The sequence below is a fragment of the Streptomyces sp. NPDC051662 genome (genome assembly GCF_040681655.1).
Lineage (GTDB): Bacteria > Actinomycetota > Actinomycetes > Streptomycetales > Streptomycetaceae > Streptomyces.
The window spans coordinates 143,584-168,359 of the sequence record NZ_JBFAZD010000008.1 but is presented as its reverse complement, the minus strand read 5'-3'; the positions used below and the strand labels follow the sequence as shown (position 1 = coordinate 168,359).

The 24,776-nt window shown below is 69.6% G+C and carries 22 protein-coding genes; 14 read left to right on the top strand and 8 right to left on the bottom strand.

Going from position 1 to position 24,776, the window contains the following annotated elements; genetic code table 11:
- The first annotated feature begins 151 nt into the window (after positions 1-151).
- A complete protein-coding gene (locus tag AB0M67_RS15885) occupies positions 152-1,423 on the top strand; it encodes an SGNH/GDSL hydrolase family protein (protein WP_365745947.1) in 1,272 nt (423 codons plus the stop codon).
- Between the two features lie 120 nt (positions 1,424-1,543).
- On the opposite strand, the gene AB0M67_RS15880 is transcribed toward AB0M67_RS15885, so the two are convergent.
- Entirely contained in the window at positions 1,544-2,443 is a 900-nt protein-coding gene (locus AB0M67_RS15880; protein ID WP_365745946.1) for a hypothetical protein, read from the bottom strand.
- Entirely contained in the window at positions 2,440-3,450 is a 1,011-nt protein-coding gene (locus AB0M67_RS15875) for an SPFH domain-containing protein (protein WP_365745945.1), read from the bottom strand. The genes AB0M67_RS15880 and AB0M67_RS15875 overlap by 4 nt, the downstream gene beginning before the upstream one ends.
- Before the next feature lie 191 nt (positions 3,451-3,641).
- On the opposite strand from AB0M67_RS15875, the gene AB0M67_RS15870 reads away from it, so the two are divergent.
- From AB0M67_RS15870 to AB0M67_RS15855, 4 genes are all read left to right on the top strand, one after another.
- A complete protein-coding gene (locus AB0M67_RS15870) occupies positions 3,642-4,175 on the top strand; it encodes a DoxX family protein (RefSeq protein WP_365745943.1) in 534 nt (177 codons plus the stop codon).
- A gap of 144 nt (positions 4,176-4,319) precedes the next feature.
- Positions 4,320-4,664 (top strand): GNAT family N-acetyltransferase, encoded by a 345-nt coding sequence (locus tag AB0M67_RS15865; RefSeq protein ID WP_365745942.1) that lies wholly within the window; start codon positions 4,320-4,322, stop codon positions 4,662-4,664.
- Between the two features lie 45 nt (positions 4,665-4,709).
- On the top strand, positions 4,710-5,339 hold the full coding sequence (locus tag AB0M67_RS15860; RefSeq protein WP_365745941.1) for an aspartate/glutamate racemase family protein: 630 nt from the start codon (positions 4,710-4,712) through the stop codon (positions 5,337-5,339).
- Between the two features lie 150 nt (positions 5,340-5,489).
- Positions 5,490-5,711, top strand: a complete 222-nt coding sequence (locus tag AB0M67_RS15855; protein ID WP_365745940.1) for a hypothetical protein — start codon at positions 5,490-5,492, stop codon at positions 5,709-5,711.
- On the opposite strand, the gene gndA is transcribed toward AB0M67_RS15855, so the two are convergent.
- On the bottom strand, positions 5,708-7,150 hold the full coding sequence (gene gndA, locus AB0M67_RS15850) for an NADP-dependent phosphogluconate dehydrogenase (protein WP_365745939.1): 1,443 nt from the start codon (positions 7,148-7,150) through the stop codon (positions 5,708-5,710). The genes AB0M67_RS15855 and gndA overlap by 4 nt on opposite strands.
- Before the next feature lie 284 nt (positions 7,151-7,434).
- Between gndA and AB0M67_RS15845 the strand changes: the two genes are divergently transcribed.
- From AB0M67_RS15845 to AB0M67_RS15810, 8 genes are all read left to right on the top strand, one after another.
- Positions 7,435-8,556: a DUF1996 domain-containing protein gene (locus AB0M67_RS15845; protein WP_365745938.1), complete on the top strand. Its 1,122-nt coding sequence runs from the start codon at positions 7,435-7,437 to the stop codon at positions 8,554-8,556.
- A 105-nt stretch (positions 8,557-8,661) separates the two neighbouring features.
- Entirely contained in the window at positions 8,662-10,431 is a 1,770-nt protein-coding gene (locus AB0M67_RS15840; protein WP_365745937.1) for a discoidin domain-containing protein, read from the top strand.
- A 342-nt stretch (positions 10,432-10,773) separates the two neighbouring features.
- Positions 10,774-11,535 (top strand): DeoR/GlpR family DNA-binding transcription regulator, encoded by a 762-nt coding sequence (locus AB0M67_RS15835; protein WP_365745936.1) that lies wholly within the window; start codon positions 10,774-10,776, stop codon positions 11,533-11,535.
- 114 nt (positions 11,536-11,649) lie between these two features.
- A complete protein-coding gene (locus AB0M67_RS15830) occupies positions 11,650-13,014 on the top strand; it encodes a sugar ABC transporter substrate-binding protein (RefSeq protein WP_365745935.1) in 1,365 nt (454 codons plus the stop codon).
- Positions 13,011-13,994, top strand: a complete 984-nt coding sequence (locus AB0M67_RS15825; protein ID WP_365745934.1) for a sugar ABC transporter permease — start codon at positions 13,011-13,013, stop codon at positions 13,992-13,994. The genes AB0M67_RS15830 and AB0M67_RS15825 overlap by 4 nt, the downstream gene beginning before the upstream one ends.
- Positions 13,991-14,890: a carbohydrate ABC transporter permease gene (locus AB0M67_RS15820; RefSeq protein WP_365745933.1), complete on the top strand. Its 900-nt coding sequence runs from the start codon at positions 13,991-13,993 to the stop codon at positions 14,888-14,890. The genes AB0M67_RS15825 and AB0M67_RS15820 overlap by 4 nt, the downstream gene beginning before the upstream one ends.
- The gene (locus tag AB0M67_RS15815; RefSeq protein ID WP_365745932.1) at positions 14,890-15,879 is read left to right on the top strand and encodes a zinc-dependent alcohol dehydrogenase family protein; all 990 of its coding nucleotides are present in this window, start codon (positions 14,890-14,892) and stop codon (positions 15,877-15,879) included. The genes AB0M67_RS15820 and AB0M67_RS15815 overlap by 1 nt, the downstream gene beginning before the upstream one ends.
- Complete coding sequence (locus tag AB0M67_RS15810) at positions 15,876-16,820, top strand: PfkB family carbohydrate kinase (RefSeq protein WP_365745931.1); 945 nt, start codon at positions 15,876-15,878, stop codon at positions 16,818-16,820. The genes AB0M67_RS15815 and AB0M67_RS15810 overlap by 4 nt, the downstream gene beginning before the upstream one ends.
- A gap of 87 nt (positions 16,821-16,907) precedes the next feature.
- Here AB0M67_RS15810 and AB0M67_RS15805 read toward each other — a convergent pair whose 3' ends face one another.
- The 4 genes from AB0M67_RS15805 to AB0M67_RS15790 are packed head-to-tail and all read right to left on the bottom strand — an operon-like array spanning position 16,908 to position 21,468.
- Entirely contained in the window at positions 16,908-18,263 is a 1,356-nt protein-coding gene (locus tag AB0M67_RS15805) for a GH1 family beta-glucosidase (protein ID WP_365745930.1), read from the bottom strand.
- Positions 18,264-18,283: 20 nt separating this feature from the next.
- The gene (locus tag AB0M67_RS15800) at positions 18,284-19,144 is read right to left on the bottom strand and encodes a carbohydrate ABC transporter permease (RefSeq protein WP_365745929.1); all 861 of its coding nucleotides are present in this window, start codon (positions 19,142-19,144) and stop codon (positions 18,284-18,286) included.
- Positions 19,137-20,147 carry a sugar ABC transporter permease gene (locus tag AB0M67_RS15795; protein ID WP_365745928.1) on the bottom strand — a complete coding sequence of 337 codons (1,011 nt, stop codon included), beginning with the start codon at positions 20,145-20,147 and terminating at the stop codon, positions 19,137-19,139. The genes AB0M67_RS15800 and AB0M67_RS15795 overlap by 8 nt, the downstream gene beginning before the upstream one ends.
- Positions 20,148-20,157: 10 nt before the next feature.
- Positions 20,158-21,468: a sugar ABC transporter substrate-binding protein gene (locus AB0M67_RS15790; RefSeq protein ID WP_365745926.1), complete on the bottom strand. Its 1,311-nt coding sequence runs from the start codon at positions 21,466-21,468 to the stop codon at positions 20,158-20,160.
- Positions 21,469-21,610: 142 nt separating this feature from the next.
- Between AB0M67_RS15790 and AB0M67_RS15785 the strand changes: the two genes are divergently transcribed.
- Positions 21,611-23,131 carry an ROK family transcriptional regulator gene (locus AB0M67_RS15785; RefSeq protein WP_365745924.1) on the top strand — a complete coding sequence of 507 codons (1,521 nt, stop codon included), beginning with the start codon at positions 21,611-21,613 and terminating at the stop codon, positions 23,129-23,131.
- On the opposite strand, the gene AB0M67_RS15780 is transcribed toward AB0M67_RS15785, so the two are convergent.
- Positions 23,126-24,709 (bottom strand): MFS transporter, encoded by a 1,584-nt coding sequence (locus AB0M67_RS15780; protein ID WP_365745923.1) that lies wholly within the window; start codon positions 24,707-24,709, stop codon positions 23,126-23,128. The two genes, AB0M67_RS15785 and AB0M67_RS15780, sit on opposite strands and share 6 nt — an antisense overlap.
- Positions 24,710-24,776: the final 67 nt, after the last annotated feature.

Here is a 24,776-nt window from a genome sequence, read left to right as displayed (position 1 = left end):
CCGTACTCGCACGGCGTCGTTCAGTGGCCGTTTCCATTGTGACGCGGTCAGGTATCAGCCGCACGCGTTCGAGTATCGAACCGGAAGCGCTTTCCATCCGTGCCATGAATGACATGGGCACGACTTTCGCTATGAGAGGGATCACCTCGCAATGAACAGACCGGAGTTACCCCGACGCGTCCGGCGCACGGTCGCCGTTGCCGTTCTCGCTCTCTGTTCGGTCCTCGCGGTCCCGACCGCGTCCTCCGCCCTGCCCGTCCCCACCGCCGCGCCTCCCGCTTCCACCGTCGCCCCGGCAGCCGCCCCCGCCGCCACCACCCCCGTCGTCACCTGGGCGGCGAGCGCCGACCGGCTCGACGCCGCCGTCCCCGCGCGTACCCACCGGGTCGTCGTCCACACCAGCGCGGGCGGCAGCGCGCTGCGGATCCGGCTGTCGAACGCCTTCGGTGAGCAGCCGGTGACCTTCGGGCGCGCCTACGCCGGGGTACGGGCCTCGGGCGCGGCCCTGGTGCCCGGCAGCAACCGCGCGCTGTCCTTCCGCGGCGCCGCCTCGGTCACCGTCCCGGCCGGCGGCTCCGTATACAGCGATCCGCTGCCCGGCACCGTACGTCCGCAGTCCGATCTGGCCATCAGTGTGTACGTACAGGACGCGGCCGGAACCGCCACCGGGCACCGGATGGGGCTCCAGACCTCCTACATCGCGCCCGGCGGTGACCACGCGGCCGAGGACACCGCCACGCCCTTCACCCAGCAGACCGGTTTCCGCTACTACCTCGACGCGGTCGTGGTCGACGCCCCGCGCGGCACCGGGGCCGTCGTCGCGCTCGGCGACTCGATCACGGACGGTGCCATCTCCACCGCCGACGCCAACCGCCGCTGGCCCGACTTCCTCGCCGGCCGGCTGCGGAGCGATCCCCGTACCTCCCTCAAGGGCGTTGCCAACGAGGGGATTTCGGGCAACAAGGTCCTCTCCGACGGGGCGGGCGAGAGCGCGTTGAAGCGGCTCGACCGTGATGTGCTGTCGCAGCGCGGTCTGCGCACGGTGATCCTGCTCGAAGGCGTCAACGACATCAAGGCGACTCCGGCGCCCACGGCCGCCCAAGTCATCGCCGGATACCGGGAGATCATCGCCCGGACCCATGCGGCCGGTGCCTGTGTGGTGGGCGCGACCGTCATGCCGTACGAGGGCTGGCGCGAGTGGAACGCGGGCGGCGAAGCGGTCCGCCAGGAGGTCAACACCTTCATCCGGGAGAGCGGCGCGTTCGACGGGGTGGTGGACTTCGACGCCGCGGTCAAGGACCCGGCGGCCCCGTCGAAGATCCTGCCCGCGTACGACAGCGGGGACCATCTGCACCCGAACGACGCGGGGATGAAGGTCATGAGCGACACCGTCGACGTACGCGGGCTGCGCTGCGGCCGATAAGTCACGGCTGTCGCGGTACGAGGGGGCGGAGGCGCGTACGGCCTCCGCCCCCGGGGCCGCTGGGGCGTGTCTTCAAAGTCCCGCCTGTCCGGCGTCGCCCGGCACGCACGCTCGCGCGGCTCAGCCGAGCAGCCGCAGTGCGGTGGCGGACCTGCCGAACCGGATTGTCTGACCCCGCGTCAGCTCCAGGGCGTCACTCTCCATACCGTCGCCGAAGGCCACCAGCCGGTCGGACTCGACGGTGAGCCTGAGCCGTTCCGCATGGTCGAGCACCCCTTCCACCAGCGTGGTGCCGGTGGTGGGGGAGGGCCACGCCTCCCTTACGTACCAGACCAGTTGGGGATCGGCGGGGCGCGGAACCGGCAGCGCGCTGCCGCGTTCCCGCCGTACCGAACGCAGCCAGCCGGTGGCGCCGGTGCCCGTACCCACCAGTACGCCTGACGACGCCTGCGCCTCGGTCGGGGCGCTCTCGTCGTCCGGCCCGAGACGGTAGCGCGCGGTCTGGTGGTCCGGCCGGCCGAGGTAGATCTCATTGAGCGCGAGCAGCCGTTGGGTGTCGTCGGCGACCGCCTCCACCATGGTCAGTTCATCGACGGTGCCGGCGCCGTCGATCGCCGCACGCAGCAGTCCCGGGGCGTCGGCCGCGCGGTGGCGCACCAGCACACCGAGACCCCGGCCGGGATCCGTGTCGATCCCCACCACCGGCTGGCCCGACAGATACTTGGCCACGTTGGCGACCAGCCCGTCCTGGCCCACCACGACCACCACATCCTCCGGGGCGAAGAGAAACCGGTCCAGATCCGCCCGCTCCACCCGTGCCCGCCGCCACCGCGGCGGCACCGCGCCCGCCACCGCGGCGAGCGCGCGCCGCGCCCGGTGGTGCCGGTCCGCCACCTCGTCGACCGACCGGCCGCGCGAGGAGAGGAAGAAGGCGGCCTGGCCATGGGTGCCGTGCCGGGCGAGCAACTCCTCGTACTCACTGGTGCGGTGGACGAGGACGGCGCGTGGCGCCAGGCTCATTCCCGCTCCTCGCCCGCCCGGCCCAGCCTGGCCAGCAGCCCGGTGAGAACGTCGGGGGAGAGGGTGACGCTCTCGATGTGCGGCAGATTCTCGGCGAGCCGGGTGGCGGCCAGCGCGTGCAGCGTGGCGGCGTCCGTCTCCGCGTGCACCCTGAGCCACGCGGACTGCGCCCCGGCCCGCGCCTCGCCGGTCTCCCGCGCCGCCTCGGCCTCGGCCTTCGCGAGCTGTACGGTACGCGCCGCCTCGGCCCGCGCGCGTACGGCATCGGCCGCCGCGCTCTCCTCGGCCTCGCGGCGGACGTTGGTACCGTGCTGCTCGACCAACCGCTCTTCCCTGCGGGCCAGTTCGATCCGGCTGGCGAGTTCGTTCTCGGCGATGGTCCGCTCACGCTCCACCGCCACGGCCCGGCGCTCGTAGGTGGCCCGGTCCGCCTCCTGCTGGATCCGCTCGCGCGCGGGCGTACGCAGCGCGCGCTCCACCTCGGGCTCGGGCCGGATCGCGACGACCCGTACCGCCACCACCTCGATACCGGTCGCGGGCAGCCGGGGCTCCGCCGCGAGCCCCACGGAGATCCGCTCCCGTACGGCCGTGACGCCGTCGGCCAGTGCCGCCGACAGCGGTGTGCGGGCCAGCACATCGAGGGCGTGCTGCTGCGCGGTCTCGGTGAGCAGGGTGGCGAGCTGCTCCAGCGGAGCGCCGCGCCAGGCGCCGGTGTCCGGATCGACGGAGAAGTCCAGCCGGGCGGCGGCGGTGGCCGGTTCGCTGATCCGGTAGGTCACGGTGGACTGCACGGTGACGTCCTGGAAGTCGGCGGTACGCGCATGGAAGGCCATGGCCAACTCGCGGTCGTCCACCGGAACTTCGGAGAGGGCGGCGGTCAACGCCCGGAACCAGAAACTCAGTCCGGGACCGTCGTGGACGAGCCGGCCGCGTCGGTGGTGGCGTACATGGCTGGTCGGGGCGGAGCGCAGATGACGCCATCCGAGACGGCGCGTGATGTCGGCCATGGAAAGGGACCCCCCTCTTTTTCGTCAACGGGACGATATCGAGACATCCCCTTTATCGTCAAGATGACATGAGTGGTGAGGGTGGATCCGGTCCAACCCGTACGGCCCAGCAACGCCGCCCTCGCACGTGCCACGCCGCAGAGAGTGGAGTCGTACGCCCGCGCACCGCCCCCACACCCACGGAGCCCGCCATGTCCTGTTACAGCCGACGTGATCTCGGCCTGCTCGCCCTGCGGATCGGCACCGGAGCGGTGCTCGCCTCGCACGGCACCCAGAAACTCTTCGGCTGGTTCGGTGGCGACGGGATCGACGGGACCGCCCAGGGGTTCGAGGCGATGGGCTTCCGGCCGGGCAGACCGAGCGCGATCGCCTCCGGGCTCGCCGAGGCGGGGGGCGGCGTACTGCTGGCACTCGGCCTGGCCGTACCGGCGGCCGGGGCAGCGGCGGCGGGCGGCATGGCGGGAGCCATGTCGGTGCGTGTCCCCAACGGATTCTTCGCCCAGTCGGGCGGCTTCGAATACCCGGCCGTCCTCGGCTGGACCGCGGCCTCCATCGGCCTGATGGGCGCGGGCCGTTACTCCCTCGACCACGCCACCTGCCACCGTCTCGACCAGCCCTGGATGATCCCGGTCGCGTTCGCGGCCAGCGCGGTGGCGGCGATCGCGATCATCGAGAAGCGCGCCAGGGCGCTGGCGGCCGACCAGCGGGGCGACGCCGCGGGCTGAGCCGCCGTCCTTCGGTACCCTCAAGGGAGTAACCGCCGCGTCACGGCGCTCACCTGATCGAGGCGAGCGGCACGCCGGTACGGGCAGCCATCGTCGTTCCCGGCGTCCTCCTTGACCGGTCCGACCGGGGAGGCTCACCACGCCATGGCAGATCTCAATATCCGTGACAACCGGCCGCAGGGCCGCTTCGAGGCGTACGAGGACGGCGAGGCGGTCGGTGTCATCGCCTACTTCCCGCTGGCCGCCACGCCACCCGCGCTGGTCGCGGTGCACACCGTGGTGGAGCGGGGGCACGAGGGCAAGGGCATCGGCGGCACGCTGGTGCGGGAGTTCTACGCGCTGGCGGCACGCGAGGGGGTGCCCGTCGTGCCGCTGTGTTCGTACGCGGCCAGATGGGCGCAGCGCCATCCCGACGAGGCACCCGAGGCCCCGGCAGAGACCGTCAGGGCCGCACAGGAAGAGCTGAAAGCCTCGCCGCGGCGCTGGTGAGCGCGCGGCGCGACACGGGGCCGAAGGCCGTCTAGCATCGCGATCATGCTGGCGCTGCTGCACACCTCACCGGTTCACATTCCGGTCTTCGACGCCCTGCGGGACGCCGACCATCCAGGACTCGTCCTGCGTCATCTTGTGGACGAGTCCCTGCTCAGCCGGGCCAGGGCCGAGGGCCCGGACGCCGTCGCCGCCGATGTCGAATCGGCGCTCGCCGTCGCCGTCGCCGAGGGCGCGACCGCCGCGCTGTGCACCTGCTCGACCATCGGCGAGGTCGCGGAGCGGGCCGCCCCCGCCCTCGGCGTGCCCGTCCTGCGGGTCGACCGGCCCATGGCCGTGGCCGCCGCCGCGGCCGACCGGGTCGTGGTGGTCGCCGCGCTGGACAGCACCCTGGGAGCGACGGTGGCGCTGATCCGGCAGGAGGCGGGGGAGCGCCGTATCGAGGTGCGTACCGTACTGGTCGAGGGCGCGTGGGAGCGCTTCGAGGCCGGCGACCGCGACGGCTATCTGAACGCGGTGGCCGCCGCCGTCGACGCCGTCACCGAAGCCGATGTGATCGTGCTCGCCCAGGCGTCGATGGCCGACGCGGCCGAGCGCGCCACGAGTGACATCCCCGTGTTCTCCAGCCCGCGTCCCGGGCTCAACGCCGCCGCTGCCGCCGCCGTCGCCATCTGATCCCCCGCGCGGGTACGGCGAGCGGACACGCGCGGGTACGCGCGGATCCGGCGAGCGGACGCGTACGGCTACGCGTGGATCCGGCGAGCGTGGGCACGCGCTCCGGGAGACATTGGGAACGCACGACTCCCGTACTTCTGGAGGTCCGGCATGACCAGCTCCTTCCCCGATCCCGTACCGCCGGCGCCCACCCCGCCGCCGGGCCCGCCGGGGCCGGTGCCGGGGCCGGGCCCCGCGCCGGAGCCCATCCCCTCACCGCCGAGCCCCGTGCCCATGCCCGAACCCGCACCCGTCCCGCACCCGCCGGGCCCCGACCCCGTACCGGAGCCGGAGCCCTCACCGGGGCCACTGGGCTCCCGGGACAAGACCTAGCCGGCCGAGACCTCGGAGCGGTCGCCGCCCCAGAGGGTGTGGAACGAGCCCTCACGGTCCGTGCGCCGGTAGGTGTGTGCGCCGAAGAAGTCGCGCTGCCCCTGCGTGAGCGCGGCGGGCAGCCGCTCGGCGCGCAGCGCGTCGTAGTACGCGAGCGCCGCGGCGAAGCCCGGCGTCGGCACCCCCTGGTGCACGGCCGCCGCGACCACCGCGCGCCAGTCGTCCTGCGCCGCGCCGATCTCCTCCGCGAACTGCTTGTCGGAGAGCAGGCTCGGCAGGTCGGGCCGGGTGTCGAACGCCCCGCGGATCCGGTCGAGGAACGCGGCGCGGATGATGCAGCCCGCCCGCCAGATCGCGGCGACGGAACCGAGGTCGATGTCCCAGCCGTACTCCTCGCTGCCCGCCTGGATCTGGTGGAAGCCCTGTGTGTACGACACGATCTTCGACGCGTACAGCGCCTGCTCGACCTGGTCGGCGAAGCGCGCCGCGTCCGCCTCGCCGAGCGGCGCGGCCGTCGGACCGGCCAGCTCCCGGGACGCCTCGCGCAGCGCGGCGTGGCCGGACAGCGAACGGGCGAAGACGGCCTCGGCGATGCCGGAGACCGGAACCCCCAGATCGAGGGCGATCTGTACCGTCCAGCGGCCGGTGCCCTTCTGCTCGGCCTGGTCGGTCACGATGTCCACGAACGGCTTGCCGGTCGCCTCATCCGTATGGGCCAGCACCTCCGCCGTGATCTCGATCAGATACGAGTCGAGCCGGCCGGTGTTCCATGACCGGAAGGTCTCCGCGATCTTCGCGGGGGAGTAGCCCGCCACGGACCGCAGCAGGTGGTACGCCTCGGCGATCAGCTGCATATCGGCGTACTCGATGCCGTTGTGCACCATCTTCACGAAATGGCCCGCGCCGTCGGGGCCGATATGTGTCACACAAGGCGCGCCATCGGGGGCCTTCGCGGCGATCCGCTCCAGCAGCGGGCCGAGCGACGCGTACGACTCGGCGGATCCGCCCGGCATGATGCTCGGCCCGTGCAGCGCCCCCTCCTCACCGCCCGAGATGCCCACACCCACGAAGTGGATACCGCGCTCGCGCAGTTCCCGCTCCCGGCGCCGGGTGTCCGCGAAGTGGGCGTTGCCGCCGTCGATGATGACGTCGCCGTCCTCCAGCAGCGGGGCGAACTCCTCGATCACGGCGTCCGTCGGCTCGCCGGCCTTGACCATGATGACCAGACGCCTCGGCCGCTCCAGCGCGGCGACGAACTCCGCCGCCGACTCGGCGGCGACGAAGGCGCCCTCGTCACCGAACTCGTCCACCAGAGCGCGGGTCTTCGACGCGGTGCGGTTGTGCACGGCGACGGTGAAGCCGTTGCGGGCGAAGTTACGGGCGAGGTTGCGGCCCATCACCGCGAGCCCCGTGACACCGATCTGGGCAGTACCACTCATGCGTGCGCTCCTGGTTATCCGTCGGATGTGCCGTGCCCCGCCAGTGCGTCCCGCCGGGGAGGGATACGCACCGCCGAACGCGGCCGTTCACCAATCGTCAAGCCGCCCGGGAGCTTTCGCATTCCGGGCTTGTCGCATCGTGCCGTGTCCGGCGCGTGAGCGGCAACAAGGGCCGCGCCCGGGATCGTTCACAGAGTATTGACACCCTCTCAGCGACGGCGTAACACTGACACGGCCTTGGAGAGCGCTCTCCCGCAGTGATTCCAAGCGGCATGGAGGTCCGCATGGCCGAGAGATTCCGCACCACCGCCCTGATGTCCGCGTTACTCGTCGCCACCGCACTGGCTCTGGTGGCCTTCGGGTTCTCCGCGATTCCGGACAGCGCCAACGCCAGTTCCACCCCGCGCGCGGCCGACCGGCCGGCCGCGGCCGGGCAGGCGGCGTCGGCCGCCCACGCCGGGCACAAGATGGCCCCCGCCGTCCCCGTACCGTCGGGCGACGATCCCGACGGGGACGGCTACATACCGGCGAACCCGCCCGTGACCGGGGTGGAGCCGTCCACCGAGATACCCCCGCACCGCTACTTCCACGAGTTCCAGGCGAACTGCTCGGTCACCCACACCAGGCCGGACGACCCGATCGTGTTCCCCGGTCAGCCCGGCAAGTCGCACGATCACACGTTCATGGGCAACAGGACGACCGACGCCTACAGCACCACGGCCTCGCTGAGCGGCGGCGGCACGGCGTGCAAGGCGCCGGGCGACAGGTCCGCGTACTGGATGCCGACCCTGTTCAAGGGTGATGTGGCGGTCCCGCCGGTCGGTCCGCAGGTCATCTACTACAAGTCGGGTGTCACCGACTACCGCTCGGTGCGGCCCTTCCCCAAGGGGCTGCGCTATGTCGTCGGCAACCCGATGCAGTCGGCCGCCGAGTTCCGCAACCACCCGGGCTGGGTGGAGGGCTGGGAGTGCGGGAACCAGTACAACAACACCGAATTCCCGGCGTCCTGCCCGACAGCCCAGGACGTTCAGCTCAACCTCCGTTTCCAGGCGCCGAGTTGCTGGGACGGAAAGTATCTGGACACCCCGAACCACCAGAGCCATATGGCCTATCCGGTCGCGCAGGGCGCCAACCAGGACGTCTGCCCGACCTCGCATCCGGTGGCTCTGCCGATGATCGAGTTCAAGATGGCCTGGCCCGTCAACGGCGATATGTCACAGGTCAGACTGGCCAGCGGTACGGGGCACTCGTTCCACTACGACTTCTTCAACGCGTGGGACGACGCGACGCTGAACGCGCTGGTCCAGCACTGTGTCGTGGGCGGACTCCAGTGTGACGCCCGCGGCTACGACCAGACCCACCCCGAGGCGGGGGCCGCGCTCAACACGGACTACGAACTCCCCTGAGCTGTGCGCTCTCCCCGATGGATGCCGCGCACCCATCGAGGAGAGCGCTCTCCCATGCTCGCGCCCGCACCCCACGCCCCCCACTTCCCGAGGAGACACCACCTCATGCACCCACCCGCCGTACACCCGGTCCGCCGGCCGGCCGGCCGAGCGCGCCGTCTGGCCCCGGTCGCCGTCGCCGCGCTCTTCGCCGCCTGCGCGGTGGCCCTCCCGGCCCCCGCCGCGCACGCCGCCGGCAGCGTCGTCAAGGTCACCGGATCGCAGGGCTCCTGGCAGCTGACCGTCGATGGTGCGCCCTACCAGGTCAAGGGCCTGACCTGGGGCCCCGCGGTGGCGGACGCCGCGCGGTACATGCCCGACGTGAAGTCGATGGGCGCCAACACCGTACGCACCTGGGGCACCGACGCCACCAGCAAACCGCTGTTCGACGCGGCGGCGGCCAACGGAGTCAAGGTCATCGCCGGCTTCTGGCTCCAGCCGGGCGGCGGTCCCGGCAGCGGTGGCTGTGTCGACTATCTGACGGACACCACCTACAAGAACAACATGCTCGCGGAGTTCCCCAGATGGGTGGAGACCTACAAGGACCACCCCGGCGTCCTGATGTGGAATGTGGGCAACGAGTCCGTCCTCGGGCTGCAGAACTGCTACAGCGGCACCGCGCTGGAGCAGCAGCGCGACGCGTACACCACCTTCGTCAACGAGATCACGAAGAAGATCCACGCGGTCGACCCCAACCACCCGGTGACCTCGACGGACGCCTGGACCGGGGCCTGGCCGTACTACAAGCGCAACGCGCCGGACCTCGATCTGTACGCGGTGAACTCCTACGGCGATGTCTGCAATATCCGCAAGACCTGGGAGGACGGCGGCTACACCAAGCCGTATATCGTCACCGAGGGCGGTCCCGCCGGTGAGTGGGAGGTGCCCGACGACGCCAACGGAGTGCCCGACGAGCCCGCCGACACCGCCAAGGCGAGCGGCTACACCAAGGCGTGGGGCTGTATCACCGGTCACCCGGGTGTGGCGCTCGGTGCGACGCTCTTCCACTACGGCACCGAGTACGACTTCGGCGGCGTCTGGTTCAATCTGCTCCCCGCGGGCCAGAAGCGGCTCTCGTACTACGCGGTGAAGCGCGCCTACGGCGGCAACACCTCCGCCGACAACACTCCGCCGGTGATCTCCTCGATGTCGGTCGACGGCGCCGCCTCGGTCCCGGCCGGCCGGGAGTTCACCGTACGGACATCGGTCTCGGACCCGGACGGCGATCCGCTCACCTACCAACTGCTCCTGGGCAGCAAGTACCTCGACAACTCGGGGCAGTTGACGGACGTCCGATTCACCGACACGGGCAACGGCACCTTCAGGGTCACCGCGCCCGAGCGGCTCGGGGTGTGGAAGGTCTATGTCAAGGCGTCCGACGGCAAGGGCAATGTCGGTATCGAGACGAAGTCCTTCAAGGTGGTGCCGCCGCCGGTGGACGGGACCAATCTCGCCCAGGGCAGGCCGGCCACGGCCTCCTCGTTCCAGCCGAGCGGCACCGGCTGCCCCTGCCCCGCGGGCAACGCCGTCGACGGCTCGTTCGACACCCGCTGGGCCAGCGACTGGAGCGACCCGCAGTGGATCCAGGTCGACCTGGGGCGGAAGACAACGTTCCGGCATGTGCAGCTGGCCTGGGAGGCCGCGTACGCCAAGGGCTACACCCTCCAGACCTCCGACAACGGTCAGGACTGGGCCACGCTGAGGACCGTCACCGACGGCAACGGCGGGATCGACGACCACGACGTCGCCGGGGACGCGCGGTATGTGCGGATCAACGCGACTGTGCGGGGCACCGCTTGGGGCTACTCGCTCTTTGAGTTCGGGGTGTACGGCTGACCTCACCGGTAGCGCGGAACCCCGCGGCGGGCCATGGATTCTCCGTGGCCCGCCGCGGAATGTTTAGCGGGCGATTTTGCGTATACGGGCGCCGCCCGCGTGTAAAGCACGGACCGCACCGGGCACCGAACGGGCGCGAAGGAAGCGGTATTCGGGCAGTGATCCGCGCAACACCGACCCTTTAACCCGTGATGACCAGCGCAAACGCTCTTGACGAAACGGGCATGAACGGACACAGTCGATGCAGCGAAGAAGCTGGTCGCAGCGGGTCCCTTGCTTGTACAAACGATCCATGAGCCCGAACGGGTGCTGAGCCGCAGCAAAGCAGGGAAGTGTGTCACCGTGGACACCGACGAACGACGACGAGAAATTCTTGAGATCGCCCGACGTGACGGGTCAGTGGAAGTCAGCGCACTGGCCACGAAACTCCGGGTCGCGAAGGAGACCGTCCGGCGTGATCTGCACGCCTTGGAAGGTCATGGACTGGTACGGCGTACCCACGGCGGTGCCTACCCGGTGGAGAGCGCCGGGTTCGAGACGACCCTCGCGGTACGGACCACCCGGCTCGTACCCCAGAAGTCACGGATCGCGGCAGCCGCCGCCGACCTCCTGGGGGACGCGGAAACGGTCTTCATCGACGAGGGTTTCACCCCCCAACTCGTCGCGGAGGCGCTGCCGCGCGACCGGCAGCTGACCGTGGTCACCGCCTCCCTCGCCGTGGCGACCGCACTCGCCGACGCCGAGAAGATCGCCGTACTGCTGCTCGGCGGACGGGTGCGCGGCTCCACCATGGCCACGGTCGATCACTGGACCACCAGAATGCTCTCCGACTTCGTCATCGACCTGGCGTACGTCGGAGCGAACGGCATCTCCCGCGAGTACGGCCTCACCACCCCCGATCCGGCCGTCAGCGAGGTGAAGGCCCAGGCCATGCGCAGCGCCCGCCGCCGGGTCTTCGCCGGGATCCATACCAAGTTCGGCGCCGTCAGCTTCTGCCGCTTCGCGGAGGTCGGCGATTTCGAGTCGATCGTGACGGACGCCGGTCTGCCGTCGGCCGAGGCACAGCGGTACTCACTGCTGGGCCCGCAGGTCATCCGCGTCTGAATCAGCGGGTACTACCCCCTATTTCGCTCTCTTCCCCCGGTCCGTTCCCCGGTCGGGAGGCAGGGCAGAGCCGTCCCAAAAACCCCTCTCGTAACGATGATCAGGAGAAATCTCATGCCCCTCCAGCAACGACGACGCGTCCTCCGCGTGCGTGTGGGTGCGAGCGCGGCCCTGGTGGCCCTTCTCGCGGGGTGCAGCGGCGCGGGCGGCGCCTCTTCGTCCGGCGGTGGTGGCGACACCATCAACGTGCTCATGGTGAACAACCCGCAGATGGTCGAGTTGCAGAAACTGACCGCGGACAACTTCACCAAGGACACCGGGATCAAGGTCAACTTCACGGTGCTCCCGGAGAACGACGTCCGCGACAAGATCACCCAGGACTTCTCCAACCAGGCCGGCCAGTACGACGTCGCCACCATCAGCAATTTCGAGGTGCCCTTCTTCGCGAAGAACGGGTGGCTGCACTCGCTCGACGAGTACACCGCCAAGGACAAGGCCTTCGACCAGGGCGACATCCTCAAGCCGCTCCAGGAGTCGCTCACCGCGGAGGACGGCAAGCTCTACGGCCAGCCCTTCTACGGCGAGTCGTCCTTCCTGATGTACCGCAAGGACGTCTTCGAGGCGAAGAACCTGACGATGCCCGCGAAGCCCACCTGGCAGCAGGTCGCCGACCTCGCCGCCAAGGCGGACGGCGCGGAGGCCGGCATGAAGGGCATCTGTCTGCGCGGGCTGCCCGGCTGGGGCGAGGTCATCGCGCCGCTCACCACCGTCGTCAACACCATGGGCGGCACGTGGTTCACCAAGGACTGGGAGGCGCAGCTCACCTCCCCGGAGTTCACCAAGGCCACCCAGTTCTATGTCGACCTGGTACGGAAGCACGGTGAGGCGGGCGCGCCCCAGGCCGGCTACGCCGAGTGCCTGAACAACATGACGCAGGGCAAGTCGGCCATGTGGTACGACGCCACCGCCGGCGCCGGCTCGCTGGAGGCCAAGGGCTCCCCGGTCAAGGGCAAGATCGGCTACGTACCCGCGCCGGTGGACAAGACGGAGAGCTCCGGCTGGCTGTACACCTGGGCCTGGGGCATGCAGAAGGCGTCCACGAAGACCGAGAACGCGTGGAAGTTCATCTCCTGGGCGTCCAGCAAGGAGTACGAGAACCTCGTCGGCGAGAAGATCGGCTGGTCCAATGTGCCCGCCGGCAAGCGCGCCTCCACGTACACCAACCCGGACTATCTGAAGGACGCGGCGGCCTTCGCCGATGTCACCAAGCAGGCCATCGCCAACGCCAACCCGCGTGACCCGGGCACCCAGCCGCGTCCCACGGTCGGTATCCAGTTCGTCGACATCCCCGAGTTCACCGACCTCGGCACCAAGGTCTCGCAGGAGATCAGCGCGGCCATCGCCGGCAAGAAGACGGTCGCCGAGGCGCTCAAGAACTCGCAGGCGCTCGCCGAGAAGGTAGGCAAGGACCAGAAGTGAGTACCTCCGTCAGCACCCCCCCACTCTCCCCGGCCGGCGCCGGGCGCCCCCCGGCGCCCGGGCGCGCCGGCCGGGGAGTCCCGGGCCGGGCCCGCGCCTGGGCCACCCGTGCCCCACTGCTGCCCGCCCTGATCTTCCTGATCGCGGTCACCCAGCTGCCGTTCGTGGCGACGCTGGTGATCTCACTCTTCGACTGGAACTCACTCGCCCCCGACGACCGCAGCTTCGCCGGGCTCTCCAACTACGGTTCCGTCTTCACCGACGCGAGTCTGCGCGACTCGGTCTTCACCACCGTGCTGCTCACCGCGACCGTGGTGATCGTCAGTGTGGTCCTCGGACTGCTGCTCGCCCTGCTGCTCGACCGTAAGTTCATCGGTCGCGGCTTTGTCCGTACGCTGCTCATCACGCCGTTCCTGTTGGTCCCCGTCTCGGCCGCGCTGCTGTGGAAGCACGTCCTGTACAACCCCGAGTACGGTCTGCTCAACGGCGGCTGGGCGTGGTTCACCGGACTCTTCGGGGTCTCAAGCCCCGCCCAGCCCGACTGGATCTCCGATATGCCGCTGCTGGCGGTCGAGGCATCCCTGATCTGGCAGTGGACGCCGTTCATGATGCTCATCCTGCTCGCCGGACTCCAGAGCAGGCCCGCCGAGATCATGGAGGCCGCGAAGCTGGACGGCGCGACCGGCTGGCAGATGTTCCGCTTTCTGACCGTGCCGCATCTGCGCCGCTATCTGGAGCTGGGCGTCCTGCTCGGGTCGATCTACATCGTGCAGAACTTCGACGCGGTGTTCACGCTCACCTCGGGCGGACTCGGCACCGCGAACCTCCCGTACACCATCTACCAGACCTTCTACCAGGCTCACGAGTACGGACTGGCCTCGGCCGCCGGAGTCGTCGTCGTGATCGGCACCATCGTGATCGCGACCTTCGCCCTGCGTGTCGTCTCGTCCCTCTTCAGTGAGGAGGCGAACCGGGCATGAGCACACTCTCCGTACCGAACACCACCGCGGCGTCACGCCCCCGCATCGACAAGTACGCCCCCGCCGCCCGGCGGGCCAGGCGGCGCTCCGCCGGGCTCGGGCTGCTGGCCTGGATCGTCGGCATCGTCTTCTGTCTGCCGGCCCTGTGGATGCTGCTGACCTCCTTCCACTCGGAGGCGGACGCGGCGACCAACCCGCCGTCCATCGGCGCGCCCCTGACACTCGACAGCTACCGGGTGTTCTTCGGCGAGGGAGGCGGCGCCAGCCCCTGGCCGCCGCTGATCAACTCCCTGACGGCGTCACTGTTCTCCACGCTGTTCGTGCTGGTGCTGGCGCTTCCGGCGGCGTACGCGCTCTCCATCAAGCGGGTGGAGAAGTGGACGGACGTCATGTTCTTCTTCCTCTCCACGAAGATGCTGCCCGTCGTCGCCGGACTGCTGCCGGTGTATCTCTTCGCCAAGAACATCGGGATGCTGGACAACATCTGGCTGCTCGTCATCCTCTACACCTCGATGAACCTGCCGATCGCGGTATGGATGATGCAGTCCTTCCTCGCGGATGTGCCGGTCTCCATCATCGAGGCCGCGCAGGTGGACGGCGCCCGGCTGCCCACCGTGCTGATGCGGGTGGTGGCGCCGGTGGCCGCGCCCGGTATCGCGGCCACCTCCCTGATCTGCTTCATCTTCAGCTGGAACGAGCTGCTCTTCGCCAGGGTGCTCACCGGTGTGACGGCGCAGACCGCCCCCGTATTCCTGACGGGCTTCGTGACCAGCCAGGGGCTCTTCCTCGCCCAGCTGTGCGCCGCGTCCGTCGTTGTGTCCCTGCCGGTTCTCGCCGCGGGGTTCGCCGCCCAGGACAAGTTGGTCCAGGGCCTTTCTCTTGGAGCTGTTAAGTAATGAGGGCAGCGATCGTCGAAGCCGTCGGCAAGGTCTCCGTCACGACGGTTCCCGACCCCACCCCCGGCCCCCGGGATGTGGTTGTCGCCGTCGCCGCGTGCGGGATCTGCGGTACCGATCTGCATATTCTCCAGGGCGAGTTCGCGCCCACCCTGCCCATCGTGCCCGGCCATGAGTTCGCCGGGGAGATCGTGGAGATCGGCTCCGAGGTCACCGAACTGTCCGTGGGCGACAAGGTCGCTGTCGATCCGTCGCTGTACTGCAACGAATGCAAGTACTGCCGTTCCGGCCGGGGCAATCTGTGCGACCGGTGGAACGCGATCGGTGTCAGCAAGCCCGGTGGCGCGGCCGAGTTCGCCGTCGCGCCGGTCGCCAACTGCGTCAAGCTGCCCGAGCACATCGATGTCAAGGACGCGGCGCTGATCGAGCCGCTGTCCTGCGCGGTCCGCGGCTACGACGTGCTCCGCTCCACCCTCGGCGCGGATGTGCTGATCTACGGTTCCGGCACCATGGGTCTGATGATGCTGGAGCTGGCCAAGCGCACCGGCGCCGCGGGCGTCGATGTCCTGGACATCAACCCGGAGCGGCTGGCGACCGCCAACCGGCTCGGCTGCTCGCGCACCGGCGCCTCGGCGGAGGAGTTCGACCGGTCCGGCGGCTGGGATGTGGTGATCGACGCCACCGGCAACGCGGGCGCCATCCAGGACGGCCTCGGCCGGGTCGCCAAGGGCGGTACGTTCCTCCAGTTCGGCGTCGCCGACTACGCGACGACCGCCGTCATCGAGCCGTACCGCATCTACAACCAGGAGATCACGATCACCGGCTCCATGGCGGTGCTGCACAGCTACGAGAGGGCCGCCGCGCTCTTCGCCACCGGCGTTCTCGACCCCGCGGTCTTCATCAGCGACCGGCTGCCGCTGGAGGAGTACCCGCAGGCGATCGAGCGGTTCAAGGCGGGCCAGGGCCGCAAGATCGTGGTCCAGCCGTGAGCGAGGGGCTTGAGGTCGCCTCCGGCGCCGTCCTGGTGATGGGAGAGGCGCTGATCGACCTCGTACCGGTGCCGGACCAGCCGGAGCTCTACCGGGCCCAGCCCGGCGGCGCGCCCGCGAATGTCGCGGCGGGGCTGGCCCGGCTGGCCACGCCCAGTTGGTTCGCCGGCGCGCTCGGCGGCGACGGCTTCGCCCGGATGATCGAACAGCGGCTGGTCTCGGCCGGTACCGAACTGGGCCTGTGCGCGCGCTCGGAGCTGCCCACCACGCTCGCGGTCGCCGACCCGGGCCCGGACGGCACCAGTTACCACTTCCATCTCCAGGACACCGCGACCTTCCGGCTGCCGGACCACTCGGCGGTGGTGGACCGGTTCGCCGCGGTGTACGTGGGCGGGGTCGCGGCGGTCGTCGAACCGGCGGCCGGGGCGGTCGCGGCCACCGCGCGCGCGGGCGCCGAACGGTCCCTGCTGGTGGTGGACCCCAATGTGCGCGAGGACCGGACGATCGACCCGGCGCTGAGCGTGCGCCGGCTGCGTGAGCTGTGCGAGCTGGCACAGGTCGTCAAGGCGAGCGACGAGGATCTCGCGCGCCTGTGGCCGGACGCCGATCCGGACGAGACCTGCCGGCGGCTCGCGGGGGAGGGCAGGCTCGTGATCCTCACCCGCGGCGCCAAGGGCAGCACGGCCTACGCGGGCGCCGCGGAACCGGTCTCCGTGCCCGCGGTGGCCGTCGAAGTGGTCAACACCATCGGCGCGGGAGACGCCTTCATGGCGGCTGTCCTCAGCTGGCTGAGCGCCCATGGCGCGCACCGCGAGGGCGGGGTGGCCGGGCTGTCCCGCGACCGGCTGGAGGAGATGCTCGTCCTCGCCTCCCGGGTGGCGGCCTCGGTGGTCGCGCAGACCGGTACGGAACCCTCGCTGCCCGCCGGCGAGCTCGGCTGACCCTCGAGTACGTCCCCGCGACGGCCGGAGCCACCACCCCTCACCGACGGGGTGGTGGCTCCGGCCGTCGCCGTGGGACCACCCGTGTCAGGCCGCCTTACGGCCCCGGGCGTTCGCCGCGCGGATGATGTCCGCGTAGTGGTGGCCGCTGCCCTTGATGGTGCGCCGCTGCGTCTCGTAGTCCACATGGACCAGACCGAACCGCTTGTCGTAGCCGTACGCCCACTCGAAGTTGTCCATCAGCGACCAGGCGAAGTAGCCGGCGAGCGGGACGCCCTTCGCCACCGCCCGCGCACAGGCCGCCAGATGCTCGTCCAGATACCTGCTGCGCTCCGGGTCGTCGACCGTGCCGTCCGCCGCGACGGTGTCGGGGAAGGCCGCGCCGTTCTCGGTGACATAGACACGCCGCGCGCCGTACTCCTCGGTGAGCCGCAGCAGCAGCTGCTCAAGACCGTCGGCGTGCACCTCCCAGCCCATATGGGTGTGGCGCGCGTCCGGTACGTCGATCTGCTGGGCGAACGGGGCGGCCCCGGTCGGGTCGTCCCGCACGATCTGGCGGAAGTAGTAGTTCAGCCCCAGCCAGTCGAGCGGCGCCGCGATGGTCTCCAGATCGCCGGGGCGCTCGGGCAGTTCCACGCCGTACAGATCGAGCATGTCCTGCGGATAGCCACGGCCGTGGATCGGGTCGAGCCACCAGCGGTTCGTATGGCCGTCGGCCCGTACCGCCGCCGCGCGGTCGGCCTCGCTGTCGCTGGCCGGCTCGATCGGGCTGAGGTTGTTGACGATGCCGATCCGGGCGTCCGAGGAGGCCGCGCGGAGCGCCTGCACCGCCAGACCGTGTCCGAGATGGAGATGGAACGAGGTGCGGACAGCCGCCGTGAGATCGGTGATCCCGGGCGCCATCTTGCCTTCGAGATGGCCGATCCATGACGAGCACAGGGGCTCGTTGAGGGTCGCCCAGTCCTTGACCCGGTCGCCCAGGCGCTCGGCGACGACGGACGCGTACCGCGCGAAGTGCTCGGCGGTGTCCCGTACCGGCCAGCCGCCCCGGTCCTGGAGTGCCTGCGGCAGATCCCAGTGGTAGAGCGTGGCGAACGGTGTGATGCCGGCGTCCAGCAGGCCGTCCACCAGCCGGTCGTAGAAGTCCAGACCGGCCTTGTTCACCGGTCCGTCGCCGCCGGGGACGATCCGCGGCCAGGCGAGCGAGAAGCGGTACGCGTCCACACCGAGCCGCTTCATCAGCCCGATGTCCTCGGGCACCCGGTGGTAGTGGTCGCAGGCCACATCGCCATTGTCGTTGTTGTCGATCGTGCCCGGGGTGTGCGAGAACGTGTCCCAGATCGAGGGGGCACGGCCGTCCTCGGCCACGGCTCCCTCGACCTGGTACGCGGCGGTGGCGACGCCCCAGGTGAAATCGTGGGGAAGGGCGTTGAGGTCGTTCACGGACTGCCTTTCTGGAGGATTCACTTCACGGCGCCCGCGGTCAGGCCGGCGACGAGGTAGCGCTGGAGAAGAAGGAACCCGATGACCACCGGCACGCTGACGACCAGCGAGGCGGCCATGATCTGGTTCCAGTAGACGTCGTTCTGGGTGGCGTAGCCCTGGAGGCCGACGGCGAGGGTCCTGGTGGTGTCGTTGGTCATGACGGAGGCGAAGAGGACCTCGCCCCACGCCGTCATGAACGCGTAGACGGCGACGGCGACGATCCCGGGGACCGCGGCCGGCACGACCACCCGGAACAGGGCGCGGATGGGTCCGCAGCCGTCCACCATCGCGGCCTCGTCGAGCTCTCTCGGGATGGAGTCGAAGTATCCGATCAGCATCCAGATGGAGAACGGCAGCGAGAACGTCAGATAGGTGAGGATCAGACCGCCGCGCGAGCCGTACAGCTCGACACCCGTGCTGTTCCCGATGTTCACGAAGATCAGGAACAGCGGGAGCAGGAAGAGGATGCCGGGGAACATCTGGGTGGAGAGCACCGTGACCGTGAAGAGGCGCTTGCCGCGGAAGCGGTAGCGGCTCACCGCGTACGCGGCGAACACCGCGATCACCACGGACAGTACGGTCGCCGAACCCGCCACGATCAGCGAGTTCACGAAGTACTTGGCGAGCGGGACGGTCTTCCAGATGTCGAAGTACGGGCGGATCGTGAGGTTCGTCGGGAACCACTGGAACTTCCCCGACACATCCTGGAGCGGCTTGAGCGAACTGCTGACCATCACATAGACGGGCAGCAGCGCGAAGGCCGCCAGCCCCGTCAGAATGACCCGGCGCGTCCAGAGGAACGACCGCGGCGGTGCCATCGGAGACCTGGGCCTAGACATCCGAGCCCTTCCTTCCCCGTGAGGTGAGCAACAGATAGACGGCCGTGACCAGCAGCAGGAAGAGCAGCAGCAGGACGGACATCGCGGATCCGGAACCGAAGTTCCAGGTGACGAACGACGACTGGTAGATATGGATCGAGATCAGATCCGCCGCTTCCGGCGCCGACTTGCCGAACAGCACATACGGCGTGTTGAAGTCGTTGAACGTCCAGAGGAACAGCACGAGCACCAGCACCTGGTTGACCGGGCGCAGCGAGGGCAGGGTGATCCTGCGGATCTGCTGCCAGATGCCCGCCCCGTCGATGGAGGCGGCCTCGTAGAGATCACGAGGGATGTTCTGGAGAGCCGCCATCAGCATCAGGAACGCGAAGGGCCAGGACTTCCAGAGCGAGACGACGACCAGCGCGACGAAGCTGTTGTTGCCGATCAGCCAGAACGACGGCTTGTCGGTGAGGCCGAGCTGGTCGTACAGGAGGTGATTGATGAGGCCGTTGTCGTGCTGGAACATGAACGCCCAGGTGATCACCGCCGCGTACACCGGCAGGGCGTACGGGACGAGGAAGATCGTCCGCAGGACGCTCCGGCCGCGGAAGTTCTCCTGGAGCATGATCGCCGCCGTAACGCCGAGCAGCCAGGACAGCCCGACCGAGAGCACGGTGAAGGCGCAGGTCACCAGGAACGAGTGGAGCAGCGCCTGACCGATCGGGGCGTCGAAGTCGATGGCGATCTTGTAGTTGTCGAGGCCGGCGAAGGGGGAGTTGCCCCAGTTCCGGATGAAGAACTGGGTGAGCTGCCGGAAGCTCACCCAGATCCCGATCACCATCGGGATGATGTGGATGAGCAGTTCGAGCGCGACGGCAGGCAGCAGCAGGAGATAGGGCAGTCCGCCCTGACGGATCCGGTCGGGGATGCGCGGCAGACGTCGTCCGCGCGCACCCCCACTGTCCGTCTTCTCCGTATTGCCCGCCTTGTGCCCACTGCTGGGGGTCACGGTGGCGGTCATGGGGAGAGCCTCACTGCGCCATCTGCTGCTGGGCCTTGGTCAGGGCCGCCTTGACGGATTCGGTGGTCACCGGCTTGCCCGCCGCGGCGTCGGCGAACAGACCCTTGACGGCCGTACCGACGGTCGTCTCGAACTGCGACTCGTTCGCGACCTGGGGGAGCGGTGCGGCGCTGGTGGCCAGCGTGTCACGCAGGACCTTCACGTCCGGGGCGGAGAACGCCGGGTCGTCCTGCGCGGCCTTGACGGGCGGGACCGCGCCGAAGGTCTTGTTGAGCAGCGTCTGCTCGGCGTCGCTCGTCATGAACTTCACGAACTTCTTGGCGCCGTCGATGTTCTTGGTGTTCTTGAACACCGCGATGTTGATACCGGCGACCATGGAGTTGAGGTTCTGGCCGGTGCCGGGGGTGCCGGACGCCACGGGTACGGGCGCCACGCCCCAGTCCTCGGGCTTCATGCCCTGGGAGGCGAAGGTCGTGGCCGCGGCCTGCCACAGGACCATCGCCGTCTTGCCCTTGGCGAAGTCCTGTAGGGACTGGTTCTGGGCGTACTCCGCGTTGCCCGGAGCGATGATCTTGTCCTTGGCCATGAAGTCGATGTACTGCTTCACGGCGGCGACGGCGCCGTCGGAGGTGAAGGTCGGTTTGCCCGCCTTGTCGAAGAAGTCGGCTCCGTGCTGCTTACCGAGGGCGAAGACCTGGTGGATGTTGTTCGAGAGGTTGGAGCCCTCGGCGCCCAGCGCCCACTTGCCGTCCTTGGAGATCTTCTTGCCGTCGGCGATCAACTGGTCCCAGGTGGCCGGCGGCTGGGAGATCCCGGCGTCGGCGAACATCTTCTTGTTGTAATAGAGCGCGTACGCGAGCGAGTACAGCGGTACGGCCGCGGGGTCCTGGCCCTCCGCGCCCGTCGAGGCGACCGCCGAGTCGACGAACCGGTCCCGGCCGCCGATCGCGTCGAAGTTCTTCTGGTCCCACGGCAGCAGCGCGCCGCTGGCCTGGAGCGAGGCCGACCAGGTGTTACCGATGTTCAGCACATCGGGGCCCTGTCCCGAGGTGGTGGCGGCGAGGATCCGGTTGAGCAGGTCGGCCCAGGGGACCACCTCCAGCTTGACCTTGATCCCGGTCTCCTCCTCGAACTTCTTCAGTTCAGGGGTGAGTATCTTCTTGTCCGCCTCGATGCTGGGCCCTTGGTTGGACGCCCAGTAGGTCAGCGTCTTGGGTGACTCGTTGCTGCCACCATCGGACGAGGAGCCCCCGCCGCATCCGGCGACGGCGGTGAGGGTACTGGCGAGGACGATGGCTGCGGCGGCTCTGGCTTTGCGCATGAGAGGTGGCCCCTTTCCGGGGATGGCTGCGTTCGAGAGTCGAACGGCCTCCATGACTTAATTTATGACGTGATTTAAGAGGTGAGCGAAGGTCGCGTCAAGGTCTGCGACCGGGGTATGTTGCGTCGAGGGAAGGAGCAACATGGCAGAACGCAACAGACGGACGGTGCGTGACCTGCGCAGGGGGAACCGTGCCCGGGTTGTGCGGCGGTTGTATTTCGACGGTCCGCTGAGCCGCCAGGAGCTCGGTCCCGCCACCGGACTGAGTTCAGGATCCATCAGCAACGTCGTTGCGGAACTGGCCGCCGAGGGCCTTCTCGAAGAAGCGGGCGTGGTCGATTCGGACGGCGGCCGTCCCCGTACCCTGCTGCGGGTCGCCCCCGGCGGCGGTCTGCTCATCGGCATCGACATCGGTGAGACCCGTGTCCGGGTCGAGCTGTTCGATCTGTCGCTCACCGAACTGGCCCGCACCGACCGGCTGCTCGGGCCTTTCGCCTGGATCAGGCCGGATCAGGGAGCGGGATCCGGCGCCGTGGATCGCACGGCGGAGGAGGGAGCCGACGCGGAGCGTCGGCGACCGACGACAACGTGGCGAGGCGCGGCACCGGGGCACGCGAGCCCGGCAGGATCCAAGCGAAAGGCCCCAGGGCCCGCCCGGCACGGCTACGACGTCGAACGCATTGTGAACCACGTCCGGATCGGCGTCTCCGATGTGCTGCGCGACGCCGGTGCCGACCCGGAGCGGCTTCTCGGCATCGGCATCGGAGTCCCCGGCATCATCGAGCACGGCGGCCCGGCCGGAGCCACGGTCCACGGTCCCACCATCGGCTGGCACGCGGTGCCCTTCGAGAAGTTGCTCCGAGCCGTCCTCGAAGTCCCCTCCGAAGTACCGCTGTTCATCGACAACGGCGCCAAGACCCTCGGCCAGGCCGAGATGTGGTTCGGCGGCGGCCGGGGCGCGGGCACCGCCGCCATCGCGCTCATCGGCTCCGGCATCGGCGCGAGCGTCATCCATGGCGGCGCCCTGATCGAGGAGAGCGGCCGGAGCAGCGCCCTCGAATGGGGCCACACCACGGTACGGATGCGCGGTCGTCGCTGCCGCTGCGGCTCCATCGGCTGTCTGGAGGCGTACGCCGGAGCGGAGGCGCTGCGCGAACGCTGGTACGAGGCGGGCGGTTCGCTCCCCGAGGACGCGGACGACGAGACCGCGCTCGCCGCCCTGCTGCTCGCCGCCTTCCCCGGACCCGGCGGGCCCCCGCCCGACCCGCTGGCCGTCTCGCTCCTCGACGACACCGCGGAATGCCTGGGCGCGGCCGTCGGCGATCTGATCAATCTGTTCCTGCCCGAGCGCATCCTGCTCGGCGGCTGGGCCGGGCTGCTCATCGGCCCGCGTCTGCTGCCCGCGATCCGGCGCCACGCGGAGCAGTACGCGCTGGGCCACGCGGCGGCGCGTACCACGATCGAGCTGGGCGAACTGGGTCCTGACGCGGTCACGGTCGGCGCGGCCACGCTGCCGCTCGCCGCCTTCCTCGCACGGGGCGGGAGCCGCCCGAGCGTTCCCCGCCAGGCGGGTCCGGCTGAGCCGGGCGGGGCGGTGGCGCCGCAGCGCTGGCGGCGCGCCTCCGCCAACTCGGCCCCCGCCACGTCGGGAGAGCCCTCATGACCGTCGCCGCCCCGGGTTGAAGCGCGGGGGCGCGCTGTTCTTCGGGCCGCGCAGGGCGACGTAGACGAGCAGGACGGCCATGACGGCGGCGCCGATCCACATGGCCTGCTGCCAGCCGTCGACGAACGACCGCTGCGCGGCGTGGATCAGGTCCTGGGCGTGGCTGCCGGTCGTGGGCGCGACCTCGATGGCGTTGGCGATGCCTTCGCGTGCGGTGTCCGCGGCCCCGCCGGGGATGCCGTCGAGCTTGCCGTCGATGGCGCCGCGGTAGCCACTGGCCAGCAGAGCTCCGAGCATGGCGACACCCAGGGCGGTGCCGAACTCGCGGGTGACGTCGTTGAGCGCGGAGGCAACGCCCTGCTTGGCGCGGGGCAGTGAGCTGGTGATGACCTCGGTGGAGGGTGTCATCGACAGACCCATGCCGATCCCCATGGCGAGCATGCCGGCCAGGATGGACAGGTAGCCGCCGTCAACGGACACGAACAGCGCCATCAGGGTCAGGCCAAGAGCGGCCAGGGCCACGCCCACGGTCATGGTGGAGCGGGCGCCGATCCTGGCGACCATCTTGGGGGCCAGGCCGGAGGTCATCATCATCATGACGGCCATCGGCATCATCGCCACGGTGGACAGCAGCCCGGACCAGCCGAGTACGGCCTGGAAGAACGGGAAGAGAACGACGGCGATACCGGCCTGGACGCCGAAGACGACGAGCAGGGTGATGGAGCCGGAGGCCAGGCCGCGCTCACGGAAGAGGCGTACGTCCAGCAGCGACGCGTCGCGGCGGTGCAGCTCCCAGGCCACGAAGGCGATGGCGGCGACGACGCCGACGGCCAGACCGATCAGGGTGATGGGGGCGGTCCAGCCGCGCTCGGGGCCTTCCTGCAGGACGAAGATGAGACCGATCACGGCGACGGTGGAGACCAGTGCACCGATGGTGTCGAAGGAATGGGAGGAGCGTTCACGGGAGTTGGGCACCGACTTGAGTGTCATCGCCAGCGCGACGACGGCCAGGACCACAGGCAGCACGAACAGCCGGCGCCAGTCGGCGACATCGACCAGCAGGGCGGAGAGGAACATTCCCAGGATGCCGCCGCCTCCGGCGACACCGGTCCACACTCCGATCGCCTTCCCCCGCTCCTCCTCAGGGAAGGTGGAGGTGATGACGGCCAGCGTGATCGGCATGATCATCGCGGCGCTGACGCCGGCGGCCACACGGGCGGCGATCATTACCCCGGCCGACGGGGCCAGACCCGCGACGATTCCGGCGGCACTGAAGATGACCAGTCCGGTGATCAGCATGGGCTTGCGGCCCAGACGGTCACCGATCGCGCCGAGCGGCAGCAGCAGCGCGGCCAGGGCGAGGGTGTAGATATTGATGATCCACAGGACGGTGCTCTGCGAGGCGCCGAACTCGACGGCCATATGGGTCTGGGCGACGTTCAGCCCTGACACCGAGGCGATGACAGCCATCAGTGCGATCGAGACGCTGATCAGGATCGCGCGCAGCTGACGCGCGTCCGGCGTACCCTCGCCGGCGGTCGGCGCGGCCGCCGTCCGTGGAGACTGATTGATACTCATGATTTCCTTCCCAAAGGGCATGCGGAATCAGCGCCGGGACAGGACCGGTCGCCAGGTTGGTGAGAGA